Source organism: Bradyrhizobium sp. UNPA324, from assembly GCF_006658635.1.
In the GTDB taxonomy this organism is placed as follows: domain Bacteria; phylum Pseudomonadota; class Alphaproteobacteria; order Rhizobiales; family Xanthobacteraceae; genus Bradyrhizobium; species Bradyrhizobium nanningense.
On record NZ_LFJD01000004.1, the window covers coordinates 4,560,537 to 4,578,639 of the forward strand.

At 64.5% G+C, this 18,103-nt stretch carries 11 protein-coding genes; 4 read left to right on the top strand and 7 right to left on the bottom strand.

Going from position 1 to position 18,103, the window contains the following annotated elements; genetic code table 11:
• Positions 1–15: 15 nt before the first annotated feature.
• The 5 genes from rnd to UNPA324_RS21980 form a co-directional block, all read right to left on the bottom strand.
• Complete coding sequence (gene rnd, locus UNPA324_RS21960) at positions 16–1,179, bottom strand: ribonuclease D (RefSeq protein ID WP_141935893.1); 1,164 nt, start codon at positions 1,177–1,179, stop codon at positions 16–18.
• A 453-nt stretch (positions 1,180–1,632) separates the two neighbouring features.
• Complete coding sequence (locus UNPA324_RS21965) at positions 1,633–2,967, bottom strand: ABC transporter substrate-binding protein (RefSeq protein ID WP_128917512.1); 1,335 nt, start codon at positions 2,965–2,967, stop codon at positions 1,633–1,635.
• A gap of 11 nt (positions 2,968–2,978) precedes the next feature.
• Positions 2,979–3,848, bottom strand: coding sequence for a carbohydrate ABC transporter permease (locus tag UNPA324_RS21970; protein WP_128917511.1), 870 nt, complete (start codon positions 3,846–3,848; stop codon positions 2,979–2,981).
• Positions 3,845–4,795 carry a carbohydrate ABC transporter permease gene (locus UNPA324_RS21975; RefSeq protein ID WP_128917510.1) on the bottom strand — a complete coding sequence of 317 codons (951 nt, stop codon included), beginning with the start codon at positions 4,793–4,795 and terminating at the stop codon, positions 3,845–3,847. Before UNPA324_RS21975 ends, UNPA324_RS21970 begins: the two co-directional genes overlap by 4 nt.
• On the bottom strand, positions 4,792–5,643 hold the full coding sequence (locus tag UNPA324_RS21980) for a phosphodiesterase (RefSeq protein WP_128917509.1): 852 nt from the start codon (positions 5,641–5,643) through the stop codon (positions 4,792–4,794). The genes UNPA324_RS21975 and UNPA324_RS21980 overlap by 4 nt, the downstream gene beginning before the upstream one ends.
• A 185-nt stretch (positions 5,644–5,828) precedes the next feature.
• Here UNPA324_RS21980 and UNPA324_RS21985 point away from each other — a divergent pair, with 185 nt between their 5' ends.
• The gene (locus tag UNPA324_RS21985) at positions 5,829–6,362 is read left to right on the top strand and encodes an REP-associated tyrosine transposase (protein ID WP_141935895.1); all 534 of its coding nucleotides are present in this window, start codon (positions 5,829–5,831) and stop codon (positions 6,360–6,362) included.
• Between the two features lie 129 nt (positions 6,363–6,491).
• Here the strand turns inward: UNPA324_RS21985 and UNPA324_RS21990 are convergent, their stop codons facing one another.
• On the bottom strand, positions 6,492–7,964 hold the full coding sequence (locus tag UNPA324_RS21990) for a protein adenylyltransferase SelO (protein WP_141935897.1): 1,473 nt from the start codon (positions 7,962–7,964) through the stop codon (positions 6,492–6,494).
• Positions 7,965–8,162: 198 nt separating this feature from the next.
• Between UNPA324_RS21990 and aspS the strand changes: the two genes are divergently transcribed.
• The gene (gene aspS / locus UNPA324_RS21995; RefSeq protein WP_141935899.1) at positions 8,163–9,935 is read left to right on the top strand and encodes an aspartate--tRNA ligase; all 1,773 of its coding nucleotides are present in this window, start codon (positions 8,163–8,165) and stop codon (positions 9,933–9,935) included.
• Between the two features lie 144 nt (positions 9,936–10,079).
• Here aspS and UNPA324_RS22000 read toward each other — a convergent pair whose 3' ends face one another.
• Positions 10,080–12,053, bottom strand: coding sequence for an aq_1923 C-terminal domain (locus tag UNPA324_RS22000; RefSeq protein ID WP_141935901.1), 1,974 nt, complete (start codon positions 12,051–12,053; stop codon positions 10,080–10,082).
• A 247-nt stretch (positions 12,054–12,300) separates the two neighbouring features.
• On the opposite strand from UNPA324_RS22000, the gene UNPA324_RS22005 reads away from it, so the two are divergent.
• On the top strand, positions 12,301–14,610 hold the full coding sequence (locus UNPA324_RS22005; RefSeq protein WP_141935903.1) for an NADP-dependent malic enzyme: 2,310 nt from the start codon (positions 12,301–12,303) through the stop codon (positions 14,608–14,610).
• A gap of 636 nt (positions 14,611–15,246) precedes the next feature.
• Positions 15,247–17,841 (top strand): autotransporter family protein, encoded by a 2,595-nt coding sequence (locus tag UNPA324_RS22010; RefSeq protein WP_246667196.1) that lies wholly within the window; start codon positions 15,247–15,249, stop codon positions 17,839–17,841.
• Positions 17,842–18,103: the final 262 nt, after the last annotated feature.

Below are 18,103 nucleotides of genomic sequence, written 5' to 3' on the forward strand. Positions count from 1 at the left end.
ATTCCGCGTTGGCAGTTAGCGGCTAACCGCCTCCGCCCGCTGCAGCCCGATCACGCGGCCTTTCTCGATCGCCAGCGCCAGCTCGCCGCGCTTCAGCTTCAGCGCGGCATCGCCGAACAGTTCGCGGCGCCAGCCGCGCAAGGCGGGCACGTCGGCCTCGTCGTCGGCCGCGATCTCCTCGAGATCGTCGACCGTCGCGATCACCTTGCTGGCGACGGCGTGGCGCTCGGCGGTCATGCGCAGCAGCACCTTCAACAGCTCGACGATGGCCGCGCCATTGGAATTGTTGCGCGGCTTTTCCAGCTTCGGCAGTGTGGCAAAATCCCGCTTAAGCCCGCGCTCGACCGCGGCGACGATGTCCGCGCCCCATCTGGATTTCTCGAACCCCTTCGGCACCGAGCGCAGATGGGCGAGCTTTTCCAGGCTCGTCGGCGCGTGGGTCGCGATGTCGGTGATCGCCTCGTCGCGTAGCACGCGGCCGCGCGGCACGTCGCGGCTCTGCGCTTCCTGCTCGCGCCAGGCCGCGACCTCCATCAGCACCGCGAGATCCTTCGGCTTGCGCACGCGCGTCTTCAGCCGCTCCCAGGCGCGTTCGGGATGGAAGTCGTAGGTTCTGGGGGAGGTGAGGACCTCCATCTCGATTGAGACCCATTCGCTGCGGCGGCGCTTCTTGAGGTCGGCGTCGAGCGCCGCGAACACGTCGCGCAGGTGGGTGACGTCGGACACCGCGTAATGCATCTGCTCCTTGGTCAGCGGCCGGCGCGACCAGTCGGTGAAGCGATGGGTCTTGTCCGGGCGGTGGCCGGTGACCTTCTCGACCAGCGCGTCGTAGGCGATGCTGTCGCCGTAACCGAGCACCATCGCGGCGACCTGGGTGTCGAACACCGGGTGCGGGATGATATTGGCCTGGTGCCAGATGATCTCGATGTCCTGACGGGCGGCATGGAAGACCTTCAGCACGCGTTCATTGGCCATCAGCTCGAAGAACGGCTTGAGGTCGATGCCGGCGGCCAAGGTGTCGATGACGACGGCTTCCTCGGCGCTGGCCATCTGCACCACGCACAGCAGCGGGTAGTAGGTGGTCTCGCGCAGGAACTCGGTATCGACGGTAATGACGGGGTACTTGGCCAGCCGGCTGCAGGCAGCCGCGAGGTCAGCGGTGGTGGTAATCAAATCCATGAACGGCCCATGACACTTGACATCAGCCGTTCTGCCGAAAGTGCTGTGATGTCAAGGGGCTCGATGCGAATTCGAGCCTTGCATTTGGGCTGGAATCGCTTTTTCCGACGAAATTCCTATTCGTAGCGGACCCGGTGCGAGGATTTGCGGGCGCAGGGCAGCGCCACCACGACCACGCACATGGCGACCAGCGCCAGCCCCAGGAACTCGAAAACCAACAGATCCACGGCGAAATCTCCAGAAACATCGATAGATTTGTCGGGGGTGCGTTGAGGGTCTGTTAATTGCAATGGTTACCGGCGGCGGGGGCGGCCGGATGGTGCACGGGGAGTTAATGGGGGCGATTTCGCTCAGGCGTCATGGCCGGGCTTGCCCCGGCCATCCACGTTCTTTTCACGCGCGAGCAAGCTCGTGGATGCCCGGGACAAGCCCGGGCATGACGAGGTTGCGGCTTCAGGGCAGCTTCAGTGACGTCTCCGCATTGTACGGCTTCAGCGTCTCGTCGGCGGCCTTCTGGGCGGCGGCGAGGGCTTCCTTCGGCTGCTTCTTGCCGTTGAGGACCAGCATCACCTCGTCTTCGAGATTCTTGCGAACGGGCACGGTCTTGTAGGTCGCGAACCAGGGCTTTGCGATGTCGAGTTGCTCGACGGCGGTCTTGGCGTCCGGATTCTTGTTCAGGAAATCGATCATGTCAGGCGTCTTGTAGGCGGCCATGTTGGGCGCGAAATAGCCGGTGGCGCGGCTCCACCAGCCGCTCTTCTCGGGCGAGGTCATCCACTTGATCAGCGTCCAGGCGGCCTTCTGCTTGTCGGCTTCAAGCCCTGCCGGAACGATCAGCGAGGCGCCGCCGATCGGCACGGCGTTGCGGACGTTGCGCGGGATGAAGGCGACCTTGTAGGCGAACTTGGCGTTGTCGCGCACGTAAGTGAGCGAGCCCGTCGACAGCATCATCATCGCGGCGTTGCCGGAGATGAAGGCGGTGCTGACGGCCGGTCCAGGCGTTGCGCCGGGCGGGTGGACCTTGTGCTTGGTGACGAGGTCGTTCCACCAGGTCAGCGCGCCGAGCATCGAGGGCGTGTCGTAATAGACCTCGCCGCCGAACTCCTCGTTGTAATAGCGCCCGCCATTGCTCATGGTGAGCGTTTCCATCATCCAGCCGCAATAGTCGTAGGCGCAGGGAATCTCGAGGCCCCATTGGGTCACCTTGTCGCCCTCGCGCTTGGTCAGCTTCTTGGCCCAGTCGGTGAGATCGGCCCAGGTCTGCGGCGGCTTGTTCGGATCAAGGCCGGCTTCCTTGGCCTTGTCGGCATTGATGTAGAGCAGCGGCGTCGAGTTGTGGAACGGCACGCCATAGACCGAGCGGTTGATCACCGCGTTGCCTTGCAGGGCCGGGAAGAACTGGCCGAGGAACTGCTCCTTGGTGGTGCCATCGGCCTTGATCAGGGCATCGAGATTGGTGAGCTCGTTCTCGATCTGCATGTCGAGCAGGAAGTTCGCCGACATGATCACGGCGGACGGCGGCTTGCCGGCCTTGATGGCGGCGCGCGTCTTGATCAGCGTGTCGTCATAGGAGCCGGTGTAGACCGCGGTCGCCTTGATATCGGGGTGGCCGTCGTTGAACTCCTTGATCAAGGTGCCCATGTCGCGGGCGAGCTTGCCGTCGACGGGAACAGGAAAGAACAAATCGATCTCGGTCGGGCCTTCGCCGGCAAGGGCCGGGAAGGCGAGGGCGCCTGCCATTGTGCCTGCCATAGCAAGGCCGAGCATGAGCCTGCGGGAGAACAGCATCGAAAAATCTCCTATTTGATGCCTGAGGTGACGAAAGAGCTGATGAAGCGCTTCTGGAAGATCAGGAAGGTGACGAGCAGCGGGGCGATCACCATCAGCGTGCCGGCCGCGATGGTGCCCCAGGCCTGTGTGCCTTCGGCGGTCTTGGTGAAGACGGACAGGCCCACTGTGAGCGGCCGCTTGTCCGGCGAATTGATCACCATCAGCGGCCACAGGAAGTCGTTCCAGTGGCTGGTCACGGAGATGATGGCGAAGGCCGAGAAGCTCGGCATCGACAGCGGCACGTAGATGTGGCGGATGCGCTGGAGCAGGCTGGCGCCGTCGATCAGCGCGGCGTCCTCCAGCTCGGTCGGGATGGCCTCGAACGCCTGGCGCATCAGGAAGGTGCCGAAGGCGGAGGCGAAGAACGGCATCATCACGCCGGTGAGCGTGTCGTAGAGCCCGAGCTGTGCCACCAGCGACAGGTTCGGCACGATCAGCAGTACCGGCACCAGCATCAGCTGCATCAGGAACAGGTAGAAGATCAGCGTCTTGCCGGCGAAGGCGAGGCGCGCGAAGGCAAAGCCCGCCAGCGTGATGGTGACGAACTGCACCAGCAAGATGCCGGCGCAGATGATCGTGGTGTTGAGCGTGTAGCGCGGGAAATCGCCGATCTCCCAGGCGTCCCTGATGTTGTCGAGCGTCGGCTTCACGCTCGGCATCAACTCGGCCATGGTGTTGATGCCGTCGGAGGCCGGGCGCAGCGTCGCCACGCCCATCCACAGGAACGGAATCAGCCAGACGATCGCCAGCAGCACGGTCAGCAGGAAGCCGAGCTTTGGTGTGATCTCGCCCCGGGTGGCGAGCGGGGCGTCCTTGTAGAGCCGGTCGATCAGCTTCATGGCCCGCCCTCGCGGGTCGCCATGGTGCGGAAGGAGAGTGCGGTCAGCCCCATCAGCGCGGCGAGCGTCAGCAGTGTCGCCGCCGAGGCCTTGCCGACGTCGTAATGCTCGACCGCCTGCTGGTAGATGTAGAACAGCACGAGATTGGTCGAATTCGACGGTCCGCCTTGGGTCATGACGAAGACGTGGTCGACCTGCGTCACCGCGTTGAGGATCGCGATGACGGTGACGAACAGGAAGGTGGGCTTGAGCTCCGGCAGGATGATGTGGCGCAGGCGCATGTAAGGCCCGGCGCCGTCGAGATGTGCGGCCTCCATCACGTCTTCGGGCACGGCCTGGAGACCGGCCAGGAAGAACAGCATGTAATAGCCGGCGTTCTTCCAGATCGTGATGATCATGATCGCGTAAAGCGCGATATCAGGATCGCCGAGCCAGTTCGGCAGCACCGGAAGCAGGCGGCCGATATAATAGTCGAGCAGGCCGACATTGGGCAGGAAGATGAACATGAACAGCGCGGAGGCCGCGACCATCGGGATCAGCACCGGCAGGAACAGCGCGGCGCGCAGCGCGCTGCTCACGGCGTTGGTGCGCGACAGCGCCAGTGCGAACAATAGCGCCAGTCCGATGCTCGGGATCGCGGTGCCGACCGCGTAGATCAGATTGTTGACGACCGCCCCGGTGAAGGCGGAGTCCGCCAGCACCGCGCTGATATTGTCGAGGCCGACGAAATGGAGCGGCGCCTTCGGCGTGGCGCGCTGATAGAGCGCGTCGACGAACACGCGTCCCATCGCGCCGTAGGTGAACAGCGCGAGGAAGACCAGCGAGGGCAGCAGCAGGAGGTAGGCCGGCAGCGAGGCTTTGAAGCGGGTGGTGAGGCGCTTCAAGACATCGAGGCGCGGCGCCGCCGAGGTCGCGACCGGGAGAGCCGCGGGTTCAGCGAGGCTCATCTCACCGCCGCGAACTTGAGCGCATAGTCGCGCCCGTCCATTCCCGCGGGCGGCTCGAACGGGAAGCGCAGACTGTCGTCGAGGAAGTCGTGGCTGTGCACGACGAGATTTTCGTCGTCGATCAGCACCACGCCATAGGCCGGCGGCTCGTGGCTTGCGAGGTGCGGCGTGTTCGCATCGAGCTCGAACCAGACCTGGTGGTTGGTGCCGCGCAGCGTCGAGAACGGGATCTTGCCAAAGCTGCCGAAGATCGGCCGGTGCACATGGCCGAAGAAGAGGTGGCGGATGCGCGTGCGATAGGGGGCGATCACCTCGGCGAATTCGGCGCTCTGCTTCAGCCCGATCTCGTCCATCGCGTGGACGCCGACCGGGAAGGGCGGATGATGCATGAACACGACGAACTCGCGGTCGGCGGGCGCGGCCGCAAGCGTGCTCGCAAGCCAGTCGAAACGCTTGGCGCACATTTCGCCGGCATGGCTGGTCTCGTCCAGCGTGTCGAGAAAGACGAACAGGCCGTGTTCGGTGGTGCGGGTGCCCTGCACGAAGCCGTTGGCATCGCGCGGGGCGGCTTTGAGCGCGTCGAGGCAAGTGACGCGCTTGTCGTGATTGCCGACCATGGCGATGTAGGGGATCTTCAGCGCGGCCATCGCGTCGGCGAAATTGGCGTAGGATTCAGCCTCGCCCCAATGGGTGAGATCGCCGGTCACCACCGCGAAGGCGGCATCGGACTGATGCTGGTTGATATCGGCAATCGCGGCGTCCAGCCGGGCGCGCGGATCGAGGCCATAGAGCTTCAGTCCCGGATTGGCGAGGTGCGTGTCGGTGATGTGGATGAACTTAAAGGGCATGGCGCTTGTCAGGACTGTTGGAGGGCGGGCGCCTCCGACAAGACGACCCTGACAGGCGGTTAGAGCGCGTGTGTTTCAGTTTGATGACAGCGGTTCCTGTCTCCACAACGCGGACGTCGTAGGGGGGATTAGCCAAGCGTAATCCACCGCTGTGAGCCAACTTCAAGTTGTGTTACTGATACCTCATGTCCGACTATCGCCGCGCATTCGTTCCCGGAGGATGCTGGTTCTTCACCGTGAATCTGCTCGATCGGAGGAAGGCTCTTTTGACCGACCAGATCGAAATCCTGCGTGACGCGGTGGCCGCAACGCGCCGAAGCCATCCGTTCGAGATCGATGCGTTTGTGGTTCTGCCGGATCATCTCCACGCGATTTGGCAATTGCCGCCAGGCGACGCCAATTTCTCGGTGCGATGGCGCTTGATCAAGATACGTTTTGCCAAGGCACTCCCTGCGAATGAGCCGCTGAGCGCTGTTCGTGCTGCCCGCAATGAGTGCGGCATCTGGCAACGTCGGTTCTGGGAGCATCTCATCCGTGACGAGACCGACTACGCACGCCATGTCGAGTATTGCTACTACAACCCCGTGAAGCACGGGCACGTTTCGAAGGTGAGCGACTGGCCGTACTCATCGTTTCACCGCGACGTCCGTGCGGGACTGTTTCCGGAGGATTGGGGCGGAGACACGAAGGTCGTCGGCGAGTTCGGAGAGCGGGGATGATGATTGCGGCAGCAACAGCCTGTAGGGTGGATTAGTGAAGCGTAATCCACCTCTTTACTTACCCCCTTTGTCGAGAGAAGCGGTGGATTACGCCTCCGGCTAATCCACCCTACGCACCGAGTTTGGGTCTCAGGTCCCGCAGAACGTCCGCAGCACCCGCTGATCCGGTAGCGGCGGATCGGCGTAGGCGGCAAACTCCGGCTGGTCCTCGAACGGCTTCGCCAGCACCTGCACCAGCTCCTCGAACGGCGCGTAGTCGTCGTCGTGCACCGCGGCCTGGATCACGGCCTCGACGCGGTGGTTGCGCGGGATGAACATGGGATTGACGGCATGCATGGCGGACTGCCGCTCGGCTGCGGTCTGCGGCTCCAGCGCGATGCGTGCGCGCCAGCGGCCGGCCCATTCGTCGAAGGCTGCGGGCTCCATGAATTGCGCGCGCACGTCTGCGCCGTCGTCGCCCGCGGCGTCACTGAGCTTGCGGAAGGTGAGGGTGAAGTCGGCCTGGTTCTTCGCCATGGCGTCGAGCAGGTCCTGGATCAGCGCCTCGTCGCCGTCGCGTTCCGTGAACAGGCCGACTTTCCTGCGCAGACCCGCCTGGTAGGCGGCGCTGAACTGGTCCGAGAAGGCGCCAAGAATGTCCTGGGCCTCCGCGACCGCCTTCTCTTGCTCATCGGAAAACAGCGGCAGCAGGCACTCGGCGAGGCGCGTCAGATTCCACAATGCGATGCGCGGCTGGTTGGCATAAGCGTAGCGGCCCATCTCGTCGATCGAGGAGAACACCTGCGCGGGATTGTAGGCGTCCATGAAGGCGCAGGGGCCGTAATCGATGGTCTCGCCGGAGATCGAGCTGTTGTCGGTGTTCATCACGCCGTGGATGAAGCCGACCAGCAGCCAGCGTGCGACCAGATCGGCCTGCCGTGCGACGACGGCGGCGAGCAGCGCGTGATAGGGCCGCTCCGCCTCGCGCAGCTCCGGATAGTGGCGGGCGATGACGTGATCGGCGAGGGCGCGGATCGCCTCGGTGTCGCGGCGGACGGCGAAGAACTGGAAGGTGCCGACGCGGATGTGGCTCGCGGCGATGCGCGTCAGCACCGCGCCGGGCAGCGCGGTCTCGCGGATCACGTGCTCACCGGTGACGACGGCGGCGAGCGAGCGCGTCGTCGGGATGCCGAGCGCAAACATCGCTTCGCTGACGATGTATTCGCGTAAGACCGGCCCGAGCGCGGCGCGGCCGTCGCCGCGGCGGGAGAACGGAGTGGGGCCAGATCCCTTGAGCTGGATGTCGCGGCGGACGCCGTCTCTGTCGATGACCTCGCCGAGCAGGATGGCGCGGCCGTCGCCGAGCTGGGGCACGAATTGCCCGAACTGGTGGCCGGCATAGGCCATGGCGATGGGGTCGGCCCCGTCGGGAACCGTCTTGCCCGCCAGGATCGCCGCGCCTTCCGGGCTCTCCAGCACATCAGGGTCGAGCCCGAGCTGGACTGCCAGCGGCCGGTTCAGCTTGATCAGCCGGGGCGCCGCGACCGGGGTCGGCGCCACGCGGGCAAAGAAGCTGTCGGGCAGCGCCGAATAGGAGTTCTGGAAGGGGAAATGGACCGTCATGGGCTCAAGATAGGGCTGGAACGCCTGATGGCAAAGGCTTGGCCTCCGATAAGCCAAAAATGGGCCCTTCGGGTCCAAAACAGGCCGTTCCCTTGGTTGCCGCCTTGGGTCTCGTCGGGTAAACCCTGCCGCAATCTCGGACCGGCCATGACAGGCGGTTCGATTCGTTATCCTTCCGACATTGATTTTGGGACGACCATGCATCGCTACCGGTCACATACATGCGGCGCGCTCCGCGAGAGCAACATCGGCGAGACGGTCCGTCTGTCGGGCTGGGTCCATCGCGTTCGCGACCATGGCGGCGTGCTGTTCATCGACCTGCGCGACCATTACGGCCTGACCCAGTGCGTGGTCGACCCGGACTCGCCGGCGTTCTCGCTGGCCGAAAAGCTGCGCTCGGAATTCGTGGTGCGGATGGACGGCAAGGTCCGCCGCCGCCCCGAAGGCACCGACAATGACGATCTGCCGACCGGCAAGATCGAGATCTATGTCACCGAGATCGAGGTGCTGGGCCCGGCCGGCGACCTGCCGCTGCCGGTGTTCGGCGACCAGGAATATCCCGAGGACATCCGCCTGAAATATCGCTTCCTCGACCTGCGTCGTGAGAAGCTGCACCAGAACATCATGACGCGCATCGAGATCATCAAGTCGATGCGCCGGCGGATGGAGGGGCAGGGCTTCTTCGAGTTCAACACCCCGATCCTGACTGCGTCCTCGCCGGAAGGCGCGCGCGACTTCCTCGTCCCCTCGCGCATCCATCCCGGCAAGTTCTACGCGCTGCCGCAGGCGCCGCAGCAGTACAAGCAGCTGCTGATGATGTCGGGCTTCGACCGCTACTTCCAGATCGCGCCCTGCTTCCGCGACGAGGATCCGCGCGCCGACCGTTTGCCCGGCGAGTTCTATCAGCTCGACGTCGAGATGAGCTTTGTCACGCAGGAAGACGTGTTCGCGGCGATGGAGCCGGTGATCACCGGCGTGTTCGAGGAGTTCGCCAAGGGCAAGCCGGTGACGAAGGGCTGGCGGCGGATTCCGTTCGCCGAGGCCTTGCGCAAATACGGCAGCGACAAGCCGGACCTGCGCAACCCCATCGAGATGCAGGACGTCTCGGAGCACTTCCGCGGCTCCGGCTTCAAGGTGTTCGCGCGCATGCTCGAAGACCCCAAGAACCAGGTCTGGGCGATTCCGGCGCCGGGCGGCGGCAGCCGCGCGTTCTGCGACCGCATGAACTCGTGGGCGCAGGGCGAGGGCCAGCCCGGTCTCGGCTACATCATGTGGCGCGAGGGCGGCGAGGGTGCTGGTCCCCTTGCCAACAACATTGGTCCGGAGCGCACCGCCGCGATCCGCGCGCAGCTTGGCACCAAGGAGGGCGATGCCGCCTTCTTCGTCGCCGGCGATCCCGACAAGTTCTGGAAGTTCTCAGGCCTTGCCCGCAACAAGGTCGGCGAGGAATTGAACCTCACCGACAAGGAGCGGTTCGAGCTCGCCTGGATCGTCGACTTCCCGATGTACGAGTACAACGAGGACGACAAGAAGGTCGACTTCTCGCACAACCCGTTCTCGATGCCGCAGGGCGGCCTCGAGGCGCTGAAGGGCCAGGACCCGCTGACCATCAAGGCGTTCCAGTACGACATCACCTGCAACGGCTACGAGATCGCCTCGGGCGGCATCCGTAACCACGTGCCGGAAGCGATGGTGAAGGCGTTCGAGATCGCAGGTTACGGCGAGCAGGAAGTGGTCGACCGCTTCGGCGGCATGTACCGCGCCTTCCAGTACGGCGCGCCGCCGCATGGCGGCATGGCCGCGGGCGTCGACCGCATCGTGATGCTGCTGTGCGGCACCACGAATTTGCGCGAGATCTCGCTGTTCCCGATGAACCAGCAGGCCATGGACCTCTTGATGGGCGCCCCGTCGGAGGCCACCACCAAGCAGCTCCGCGAGCTGCATGTGCGGGTGAACCTGCCGCAGAAGTGAGTGGTGCGTGCCCCGGACGCAGCGCGCCACGCAGTGATGCGCTGCTGAGCCGGGGCCCATGTCGCGGTGAACCGCAAGCTTTCTGGGTCCCGGCTCTGCGTCGCGTCATTTCGTGCCGCGCCGCGTCCGGGACACGAGATCAAACTACAACCCCGTCGACGCCTCGATCTTGAACTGCGCCAGCGCGCTCTCGGGGTCGCTTCGCGAGAGCTGCATCAATTGCATCAGCGGCACCTTGGCGCGCGGTGTGAGCTTCACGGTCAGCGTCTGCCCTGACGTCTCGACGAAGCCGGCGAGCGCATCGACCGCGCCGCCGGCATCGACGCTGGACCCCGCGATCTTCTCGCCCTGCGCCCGGATCATCTCGACGATGGCGCTGCGCGCGGCGTCGCGGCTGACATTCTGCGTGCGCGCGAACTGCGCCACGACGAGATCGACCACGCCGCTGTCGCGCAGTGACAGCTCGAACGTACCGGTCTCGACCTGGGCCGCCTGACCCATCGCCTGCGCCGGGTCTGTTGTGAACAGGCCGCGCGGCACGTTGGCGAACGCGAGGCGAGCCTGCGCCTTGGCGAGGTTGCCGAGATCGATCGTGGCCGGCGCGAGCGCGAACGCGCCTGACGATTCCGTCCAGGCCGCGCCGAGATCGAGGTCGATCGCGAGCTTGTCCACGCCCGCCATGATCAGCGGCTGCAGCGCCGGATTGGCCGGATCGGTCGGCGTCACCATCTTCACGAGCAGATTGGCCTTGCTCGGAATTGATCCGACCAGCTGGCCCCAGCTCAGGCTGATCGTGTCGACGGTGAAGTGCTGCCGCGTGGTCTTGTAGGGCGCAACCACGCCCTTGATCTCGGCGCCCTCGAGCACTCCGAACAGTCCGAGCATCTGGTCGGGCGATGGCGGCTGTCCTGGCGTTCGGAGGCGGAGGTTTGCCGCCCAGCGCATCAGTTTCGCCGCGCTGAAGGATTTTAGCGCGAAGCGCTCCATCTTGAGCTGGCCCTGCGGCATTGGCATCTCAAGGCCTTCCAGCGCTATCTTGTCTTGATCGTATTTGAGGGCGCTGAGCCGCCCCGTTCCTTGCGGCGTCTCGACCGTTTGCTTGCCGATTTCAGCCTTGCCGATCTGAAAGCCCTCGAAGAAGTCCGCCACCTTCTCCATCATGTCGTGCGATTGCGCCGGCGTCAGGATCGAGCCGTCAGCTGGCACCAGTGCGATGATCTCGGCCGGCCGAAATTTCGACGGCCGGATGGCAATGTCGTCGAAGGTGAATCCGTCGATCTGCACGCGCACGCCAGGGGCCGTCGTGATCACGTATGAATTGGCCGAGATGCGTCGATAGATCCGGTGGAAACTGTCGTCGCTCGACACTTGCTGATCGAGCGCGGCCCTCACTGGGGTTGCGTCGACATCGTAGATGGCCAGACCGGACAGTTCGCCGGTCATTTTCGTAGGCTTGCCGGGCTTGCCCAGCTCGAGCGCAAAGGTGACGCGGTCCGTCTTCGCCGTCTCGATCTGGCCGCGGTTGACGTTCTGGATCGACAGGCCCGAATAGACATATTCGCCGCTGCCGGGGTTGCCGGTGCCCGCATCGACGTTGACCCCTAAGGTCGGCACTGCGATCGAGGACGCCGAGACGGTCGCGTATTGCGCCAGCATGAAGCGGTATATGTCGATGATCGAGCCGGACAGCGGCGGGCCGTCTGCACGGGTCGGGCCGGAAAAGTCGCGAGCGCTGATCTGCGGGATCTTGTAATTCGCTTTGAGCTTCGCCCGCTCGGTGGACGTGAAGGCGACCTCGACCCCGGATACGTCAATGCTGTCGGCCGAGAAATGGGCCTCATCCGGCTGGCGTATACCGACCGCCGTGACCTTTGCGACCTTGACGTTGGCGAGCTGCGGCTGGGCGGGCTCGACATTGATGTCCTCGATCGTCAGCGTTCGGGTCGCGAGCTCGAACCCGATCTTGCCATGGCTCGCCTTGCCGCCGCCTGCTCGGAGCTGCTCGAAGGCCGCCTCGACCTCGCTGGTCGCCCGATGCTGGACATAGAGGTTGAAGCCGAACCAGCCGCCCGCTGCGAGCCCGGCTGCCACGATCAGGCCGATCAGGATTCGCTTCATTCCCAGCTCCAGTTGCTCGTCTTGCACCGCGCAACCTGCCATATTCGCGAAACGCCGCGCGGTCCAGGGAAAGCTATGGTTTTCATATATTTGACGGCACGCCCTGTTGATGGGCGCGCAATCGGATGTTGCCACCGGGGCACCCGGCGTGCTTCATCCCGTTTCCATGACCCGGAAATTCGGTTCGCTTGGACAGCGGCTCCGGATCGTGCATTTTGAGGCCGGTAACGCGAGGCGAGACAACCGCATGTCGTCCTATTCTGATGATCTCCACCAGGCGGCGCTCGCCTACCATCGTCTGCCGCGCCCCGGCAAGCTCGAGATCCAGGCGACCAAGCCGCTCGCCAACCAGCGCGACCTCGCACTGGCCTATTCTCCGGGCGTTGCCGCCGCCTGCACCGAGATCGCCAAGAACCCGGCCGAAGCCGCGACCCTGACGACCCGCGCCAATCTGGTCGCCGTGGTCTCGAACGGAACTGCGGTGCTTGGTCTCGGCAATATCGGCCCGCTGGCCTCCAAGCCCGTCATGGAAGGCAAGGCGGTCCTGTTCAAGAAGTTCGCTGGCATCGACGTGTTCGACATCGAGATTGCCGCCGATACCATCGACCGCGTGGTCGAGACCGTGGCGGCGCTCGAGCCGACCTTCGGCGGCATCAATCTGGAAGACATCCGCGGACCTGAGTGCTTCGAGATCGAGACGCGCTTGAAGGAGCGCATGAAGATCCCGGTCTTCCATGACGACCAGCACGGCACCGCCATCATCGTCGCCGCTGCCATCACCAACGGCCTCAGGCTGAACGGCAAGAAGCTGTCCGACGTCAAGATCGTGGCGTCGGGGGCAGGAGCGGCTGCGATCGCAACCCTGAATCTCCTGGTGTCGATGGGAGCGCAGCGCAAGAACATCTGGGTCTGCGATATCGACGGCTTGGTGCATGAGGGTCGCAACACCACGATGGACCGCTGGAAGGCGGTCTATGCGCAGAAGACCGACAAGCGTACGCTCGGCGACGTCATCGGCGGCGCCGACATCTTCATCGGCCTCTCGGCACCGGGGGTGCTCAAGCCTGAGATGGCGAAGGCGATGGGCGACAAGCCCTTGATCATGGCGCTCGCCAACCCGACCCCGGAGATCATGCCGGAGGAGGCGCGGAAAGCGCGTCCCGACGCCATGATCTGCACCGGCCGCTCCGACTTTCCGAACCAGGTCAACAACGTCCTGTGCTTTCCCTTCATCTTCCGCGGCGCGCTCGACGTCGGCGCCACTGCGATCAACGAGGAGATGAAGCACGCCGCGGTCGAGGCCATCGCGCAGCTCGCGCGCGAGGCGCCGTCTGATGCGGTGGCGCTGGGGGTCGAAACCAACGAAGCGGGCGGTTTCGGTCCGGGCTCGCTGATCCCGAGCCCGTTCGATCCGCGGCTGATCCTGCGCGTGGCGCCGGCGGTTGCGAAGGCTGCGATGGAGTCGGGCGTCGCGACGCGCCCCATCACCAATTTCGACGAGTATGCCGCGCAGCTCATGCGCTTTGCCTTCCGCTCCGGCCTCGTCATGAAGCCGATGTTCGCCAAGGCCAAGACCCAGCCGGTGCGCGTGATCTACGCCGAAGGCGAGGACGAGCGCGTGCTGCGCGCTACGCAGGTGGTGCTGGAGGAGAACCTGGCGCGGCCGATCCTGGTCGGCCGTCCCTCGGTCGTGGAGGCGCGCATCAAGCGCTTCGGCCTTTCGATCCGCGCCGGCAAGGATTTCGACCTCGTCAATCCCGAGGACGATCCGCGCTACCGCTCCTACGTGCAATCCTATGTCGAGGTCGCCGGCCGCCGCGGCGTGACGCCGGATGCGGCCCGCACCGTGGTGCGCACCAACAACACGGTGATCGCCGCGCTCGCGGTCACGCGCGGCGAGGCGGACGCCATGCTCTGCGGCGTCGAGGGCCGCTATATGAGCCATCTGCGCCATGTCCGCGAGATCGTCGGCTTCTGTCCCGGCATCAGCGACTACGCGGCGCTGGCGCTGCTGATCACGACCAAGGGCGCCTTCTTCATCGCCGACACGCAAGTTCGCCCCAATCCGAGCGCGGAGGAGCTGGCCGAGATCGCATCGCTCGCCGCGGTCCACGTCCAGCGTTTCAACATCAAGCCGAAGATCGCCTTCGTCTCGCATTCGGATTTCGGCAGCTACGACACCGATTCCTCGCGCAAGATGCGTCTGGCGACCCAGCTGTTGAAGGACAAGCATCCGGAGATCGAGGCCGACGGCGAGATGCAGGGTGATACCGCGCTCTCCGCTGCCGCGCGAAAAATGGTGTTGCCGCATTCCAAGCTGGAGGGCGAGGCCAACATCCTGATCATGCCGACGCTGGACACCGCCAATGTCGCCTATCAGATGATCAAGTCGCTGGCCGACGCGCTGCCCGTCGGCCCGATCCTGATCGGCCCGGCGCGCCCGGCACACATCCTCACCCCCTCGGTGACGGCGCGCGGTATCCTCAACATGACGGCCGTGGCCGTGGTGGAAGCGCAGGAGCGCGCGGCACGGCAGCAGCCGACATTGTTCACGTAGTTGCTTGGCACTCCCTCAACGTCTTCGTGAGGCGTTCGCACCGCAAGACTCGTCATGCCCGGGCTTGTCCCGCCTGCGCGGCCGTAGCCGCTTCGGCGCAGCGAAGGCCCGGGTATCCACGTTCTTTGTCCCGCGAGGCAAGTCGTGGATTGCCGGGTCAAGCCTGGTCAAGCCCGGCCATGACGCCGAGAGGGTTGCGGCCAATCACACTGCTCTTGGTTCGATTCCGCTAGGGAGCGCCATTCTGCGATTTCTCGCTAAATTTTGCGAAGCCCCGTTCGGGTCGTGCGCTGCGTCGAAGCGAGCGCCAGGCGTATATCCGTTGCACGCGGTGTAGTGGCCTCATCGTTAATTCCCTCGCGCTAACGTTGCTTCGACAACACATGTCGCCTTTTCTGTCGTGGAGACGACGAATGTTCGTTGTCGGATGCGTGCGAGTGACTTAGCGTGACTTGTGACGGTATCCCGTGCGGCGCGAACTGTGTCAGATGTACACGCGTTCGGCCGCTGGGCAAATGGGAAGGGGCACCCATGCGCAAATGCATCGGGGCGACAATGTTTCGGCGATGGGCAGATGACACGCTGCGTATGAGTCCGGACCGGGCTCGGCCATGGTCCGTTCGCCAACGAGCTGGCTTGCCGCGCTTGTTGCTGATGGGCGTCCTGGCGGCGGTGCTTATAACCCTGTCCGCAGGATTGGCGGCGGCGCAAAACTGGATCGGCGCCACCAGCAGCGACTGGACCGTCGGAAGCAACTGGCAGGCGGGTGTGGTCCCGACCAATGGCACCGTCACCATCAACAATGTATCGCCAGGGGCTGTACTCGGCGTGAACGGCGCAGCGACCGGCTCGTCGGGTAACCTCATCGTCGGCAACGGAGCAGTCGGCAGCCTGACGATCCAAAACGGCAGCACGCTCACAAGTAGCGGCGCCACCATCCGAATTGCAGCCGCCAATGGAGGCATCGGCACGCTGACCGTCACCGGTGCCGGATCGCACTGGACCGCGACCGTTGCCATTGTGTCAGTGGGGTTCGCCGGCATCGGTACGCTCAACATCCTGAACGGCGCCACGGTCGCTGCTCAAAACGGGATGCAGCTTGGAGTGAACGCGACCGGCTCCGGCACGCTCAACATCAGCGGTGGCGGCATCCTGCAGACCACATCCCTGATCAGGAGCCTTGGAAATGCGCAGGTCAATATCGATGACGGCATTCTGCGAGCCACGGCCGGCTCGGCCAATTTCTTCAACAATTTTACGGTCTCGCAGCTCAATCTCGCCGCCGGTGGGCTGACATTCGATACGAACGGCTTTGCGATCGGCGCGCTTGGATTTAGCGGCGTGGGCGGCTTGACCAAGATCGGCGCCGGCACTTTCACCCTATCCGGCACCAGCACCTACACTGGCGCAACGGTGATCCAGGTCGGCACGCTCGCGCTGACGGGCACCGGCTCGATCGCCAGCTCCAGCCGCGTCGTGGCGAACGCGACCTTCGACATTTCCGGCGTGACGGGCGCCGGGACCAGCATTCAAAGCCTGGCCGGCACCGGCGCCGTCAATCTCGGTGCCGAGACCCTGACGATCACGAATGCGAGCGATACGTTCGCCGGCGTTATCGGCGGCTCCGGCGGACTGACAGTCACCGGCAGCACGCAGACGCTGTCGGGCGTCAACACCTACAATGGCACGACCACGGTGGCCGGCGGCACGTTGCGCGCCGGCGCTGCGGGCGCGTTCAGCGCCGCTTCCGCCTATGTCGCCAACGCCGGCGGAACGCTCGACCTGAACGGCTTCGATCAGACTATGGCATCGCTCAGCAATGCCGGCATCGTCCGAACCGGCGGCGCGGGAGCGACCACGCTGACGGTCGCCGGCAACTATATCGGCAATGGCGGCACGCTTGTCCTCAACACCGTGCTCGGCGGCGACAGCTCGGCCACCGACCGCATGGTCGTGCAGGGAACTACATCAGGCGCATCGACCCTGCGGATCACCAATGTCGGCGGCTCCGGCGCGCAGACGGCCAGCGGCATCAAGGTGATCGACGTCGCCGGCGCCTCAAACGGCAGCTTCACCCTGCAGGGCGACTATGTGCTCAATGGCCAGCAGGCCGTCGTCGGCGGCGCCTACGCCTACACGCTGCAGAAGAACGGCATCAGCACGCCGACCGACGGCGACTGGTATCTGCGCTCCAGTCTCATCAATCCGCCGGCCTCGGCGCCAGCCGGGCCGCTGTACCAGCCCGGCGTTCCCCTCTACGAGAATTACGCGGCGGTGCTGCTCGGCATGAACGCACTGCCGACGTTGCAGCAGCGCGCCGGCAACCGCTATTGGGGCGGCAGCGACGCCACCGAGCGCGCGGGCCTTGCCTATGCGTCAATGGGCGGCGTGCCGGCGCAGCCGACCCCGGTCTGGGGCCGGATCGAGGGGCAGCACGGCGCGTTCAGCCCGAGCAACACCACCGGCTCGACCTACAATACCGATCAGTGGAAGGCGCAGGCCGGCATCGACGGACTGCTGCTGGAGAACGGCTGGGGCAAGCTGATCGTCGGCATCAACGCGCAATATGGCACGGCCAACGCGAATGTGAGCTCGTTCTACGGCAACGGCACAATTCACGCCGCGGGTTCGGGCGTGGGCGCCTCGCTCACCTGGTATGGCGACAACGGCTTCTATGTCGATGGCCAGGCGCAGGGCATGTTCTATCGCAGCGACCTCAGCTCGGTGCTGACCGGCAGCATGACCCACGGCAACGAGGGCATGGGCTATGCGTTCGGCATCGAAAGCGGCAAGCGCATCGGCATCGGCAATGGATTTGCACTGACGCCGCAGGCGCAGCTCACCTATTCGAAGGTCGATTTCGATCCGTTCGCGGATCGCTTTGCGGCCGCGGTCTCGCTCCTGAATGCCGACAGCCTGGTCGGGCGCGCCGGGCTTGCTTTCGAACATATCAAAAGCTGGCGGGATCAGTCCGGTCAACTGGTTCGCTCCGACGTCTATGGCATTGCCAATGTCCACTACGAATTCCTGGACGGAACGAATGTGCTGGTCTCCGGAACCGGCTTCGCCAATGCCAATGACCGGCTGTGGGGCAGCATCGGCGGCGGCGGCACCTATAGCTGGGCCAGCGGCCGCTATGCGGTCTTCGGCGAAGTCTCCTACAATGCGAGTCTCGCCCATGGTGATGATCACAGCTACAAGGGCACGGCCGGCTTCCGCGTCGTCTGGTGATGATCGGGCCTCTTTGCTTGCCTCGCGGTTTTAGCCGTAACGCGTAAGTCGGAAATGGCCTTTTCGGGCCTGGCGTGACGTCCGACTTGAGCGTTCGAAAGCGGCCGTTCAGCAGGCGCTGCCGGACGAGCCCGTTCATGTGTCAGAATCGATTTTACGTTGCAAAGCAATTTCAACTACACAAGAGTTCGCAATGTTGTTCTGAATGGCGCCAACCGAACAACGCGGCCGCCACCATTGAATTCCTCGCAGTTCTCCATTT

Excerpts from the sequence above, each read along its gene's own strand:
- rnd (WP_141935893.1), bottom strand. The coding sequence starts at position 1,179 with ATGGATTTGATTACCACCACCGCTGACCTCGCGGCTGCCTGCAGCCGG.
- UNPA324_RS21965 (WP_128917512.1), bottom strand. The coding sequence starts at position 2,967 with ATGCTGTTCTCCCGCAGGCTCATGCTCGGCCTTGCTATGGCAGGCACA.
- UNPA324_RS21970 (WP_128917511.1), bottom strand. The coding sequence starts at position 3,848 with ATGAAGCTGATCGACCGGCTCTACAAGGACGCCCCGCTCGCCACCCGG.
- UNPA324_RS21975 (WP_128917510.1), bottom strand. The coding sequence starts at position 4,795 with ATGAGCCTCGCTGAACCCGCGGCTCTCCCGGTCGCGACCTCGGCGGCG.
- UNPA324_RS21980 (WP_128917509.1), bottom strand. The coding sequence starts at position 5,643 with ATGCCCTTTAAGTTCATCCACATCACCGACACGCACCTCGCCAATCCG.
- UNPA324_RS21985 (WP_141935895.1), top strand. The coding sequence starts at position 5,829 with ATGTCCGACTATCGCCGCGCATTCGTTCCCGGAGGATGCTGGTTCTTC.
- UNPA324_RS21990 (WP_141935897.1), bottom strand. The coding sequence starts at position 7,964 with ATGACGGTCCATTTCCCCTTCCAGAACTCCTATTCGGCGCTGCCCGAC.
- aspS (WP_141935899.1), top strand. The coding sequence starts at position 8,163 with ATGCATCGCTACCGGTCACATACATGCGGCGCGCTCCGCGAGAGCAAC.
- UNPA324_RS22000 (WP_141935901.1), bottom strand. The coding sequence starts at position 12,053 with ATGAAGCGAATCCTGATCGGCCTGATCGTGGCAGCCGGGCTCGCAGCG.
- UNPA324_RS22005 (WP_141935903.1), top strand. The coding sequence starts at position 12,301 with ATGTCGTCCTATTCTGATGATCTCCACCAGGCGGCGCTCGCCTACCAT.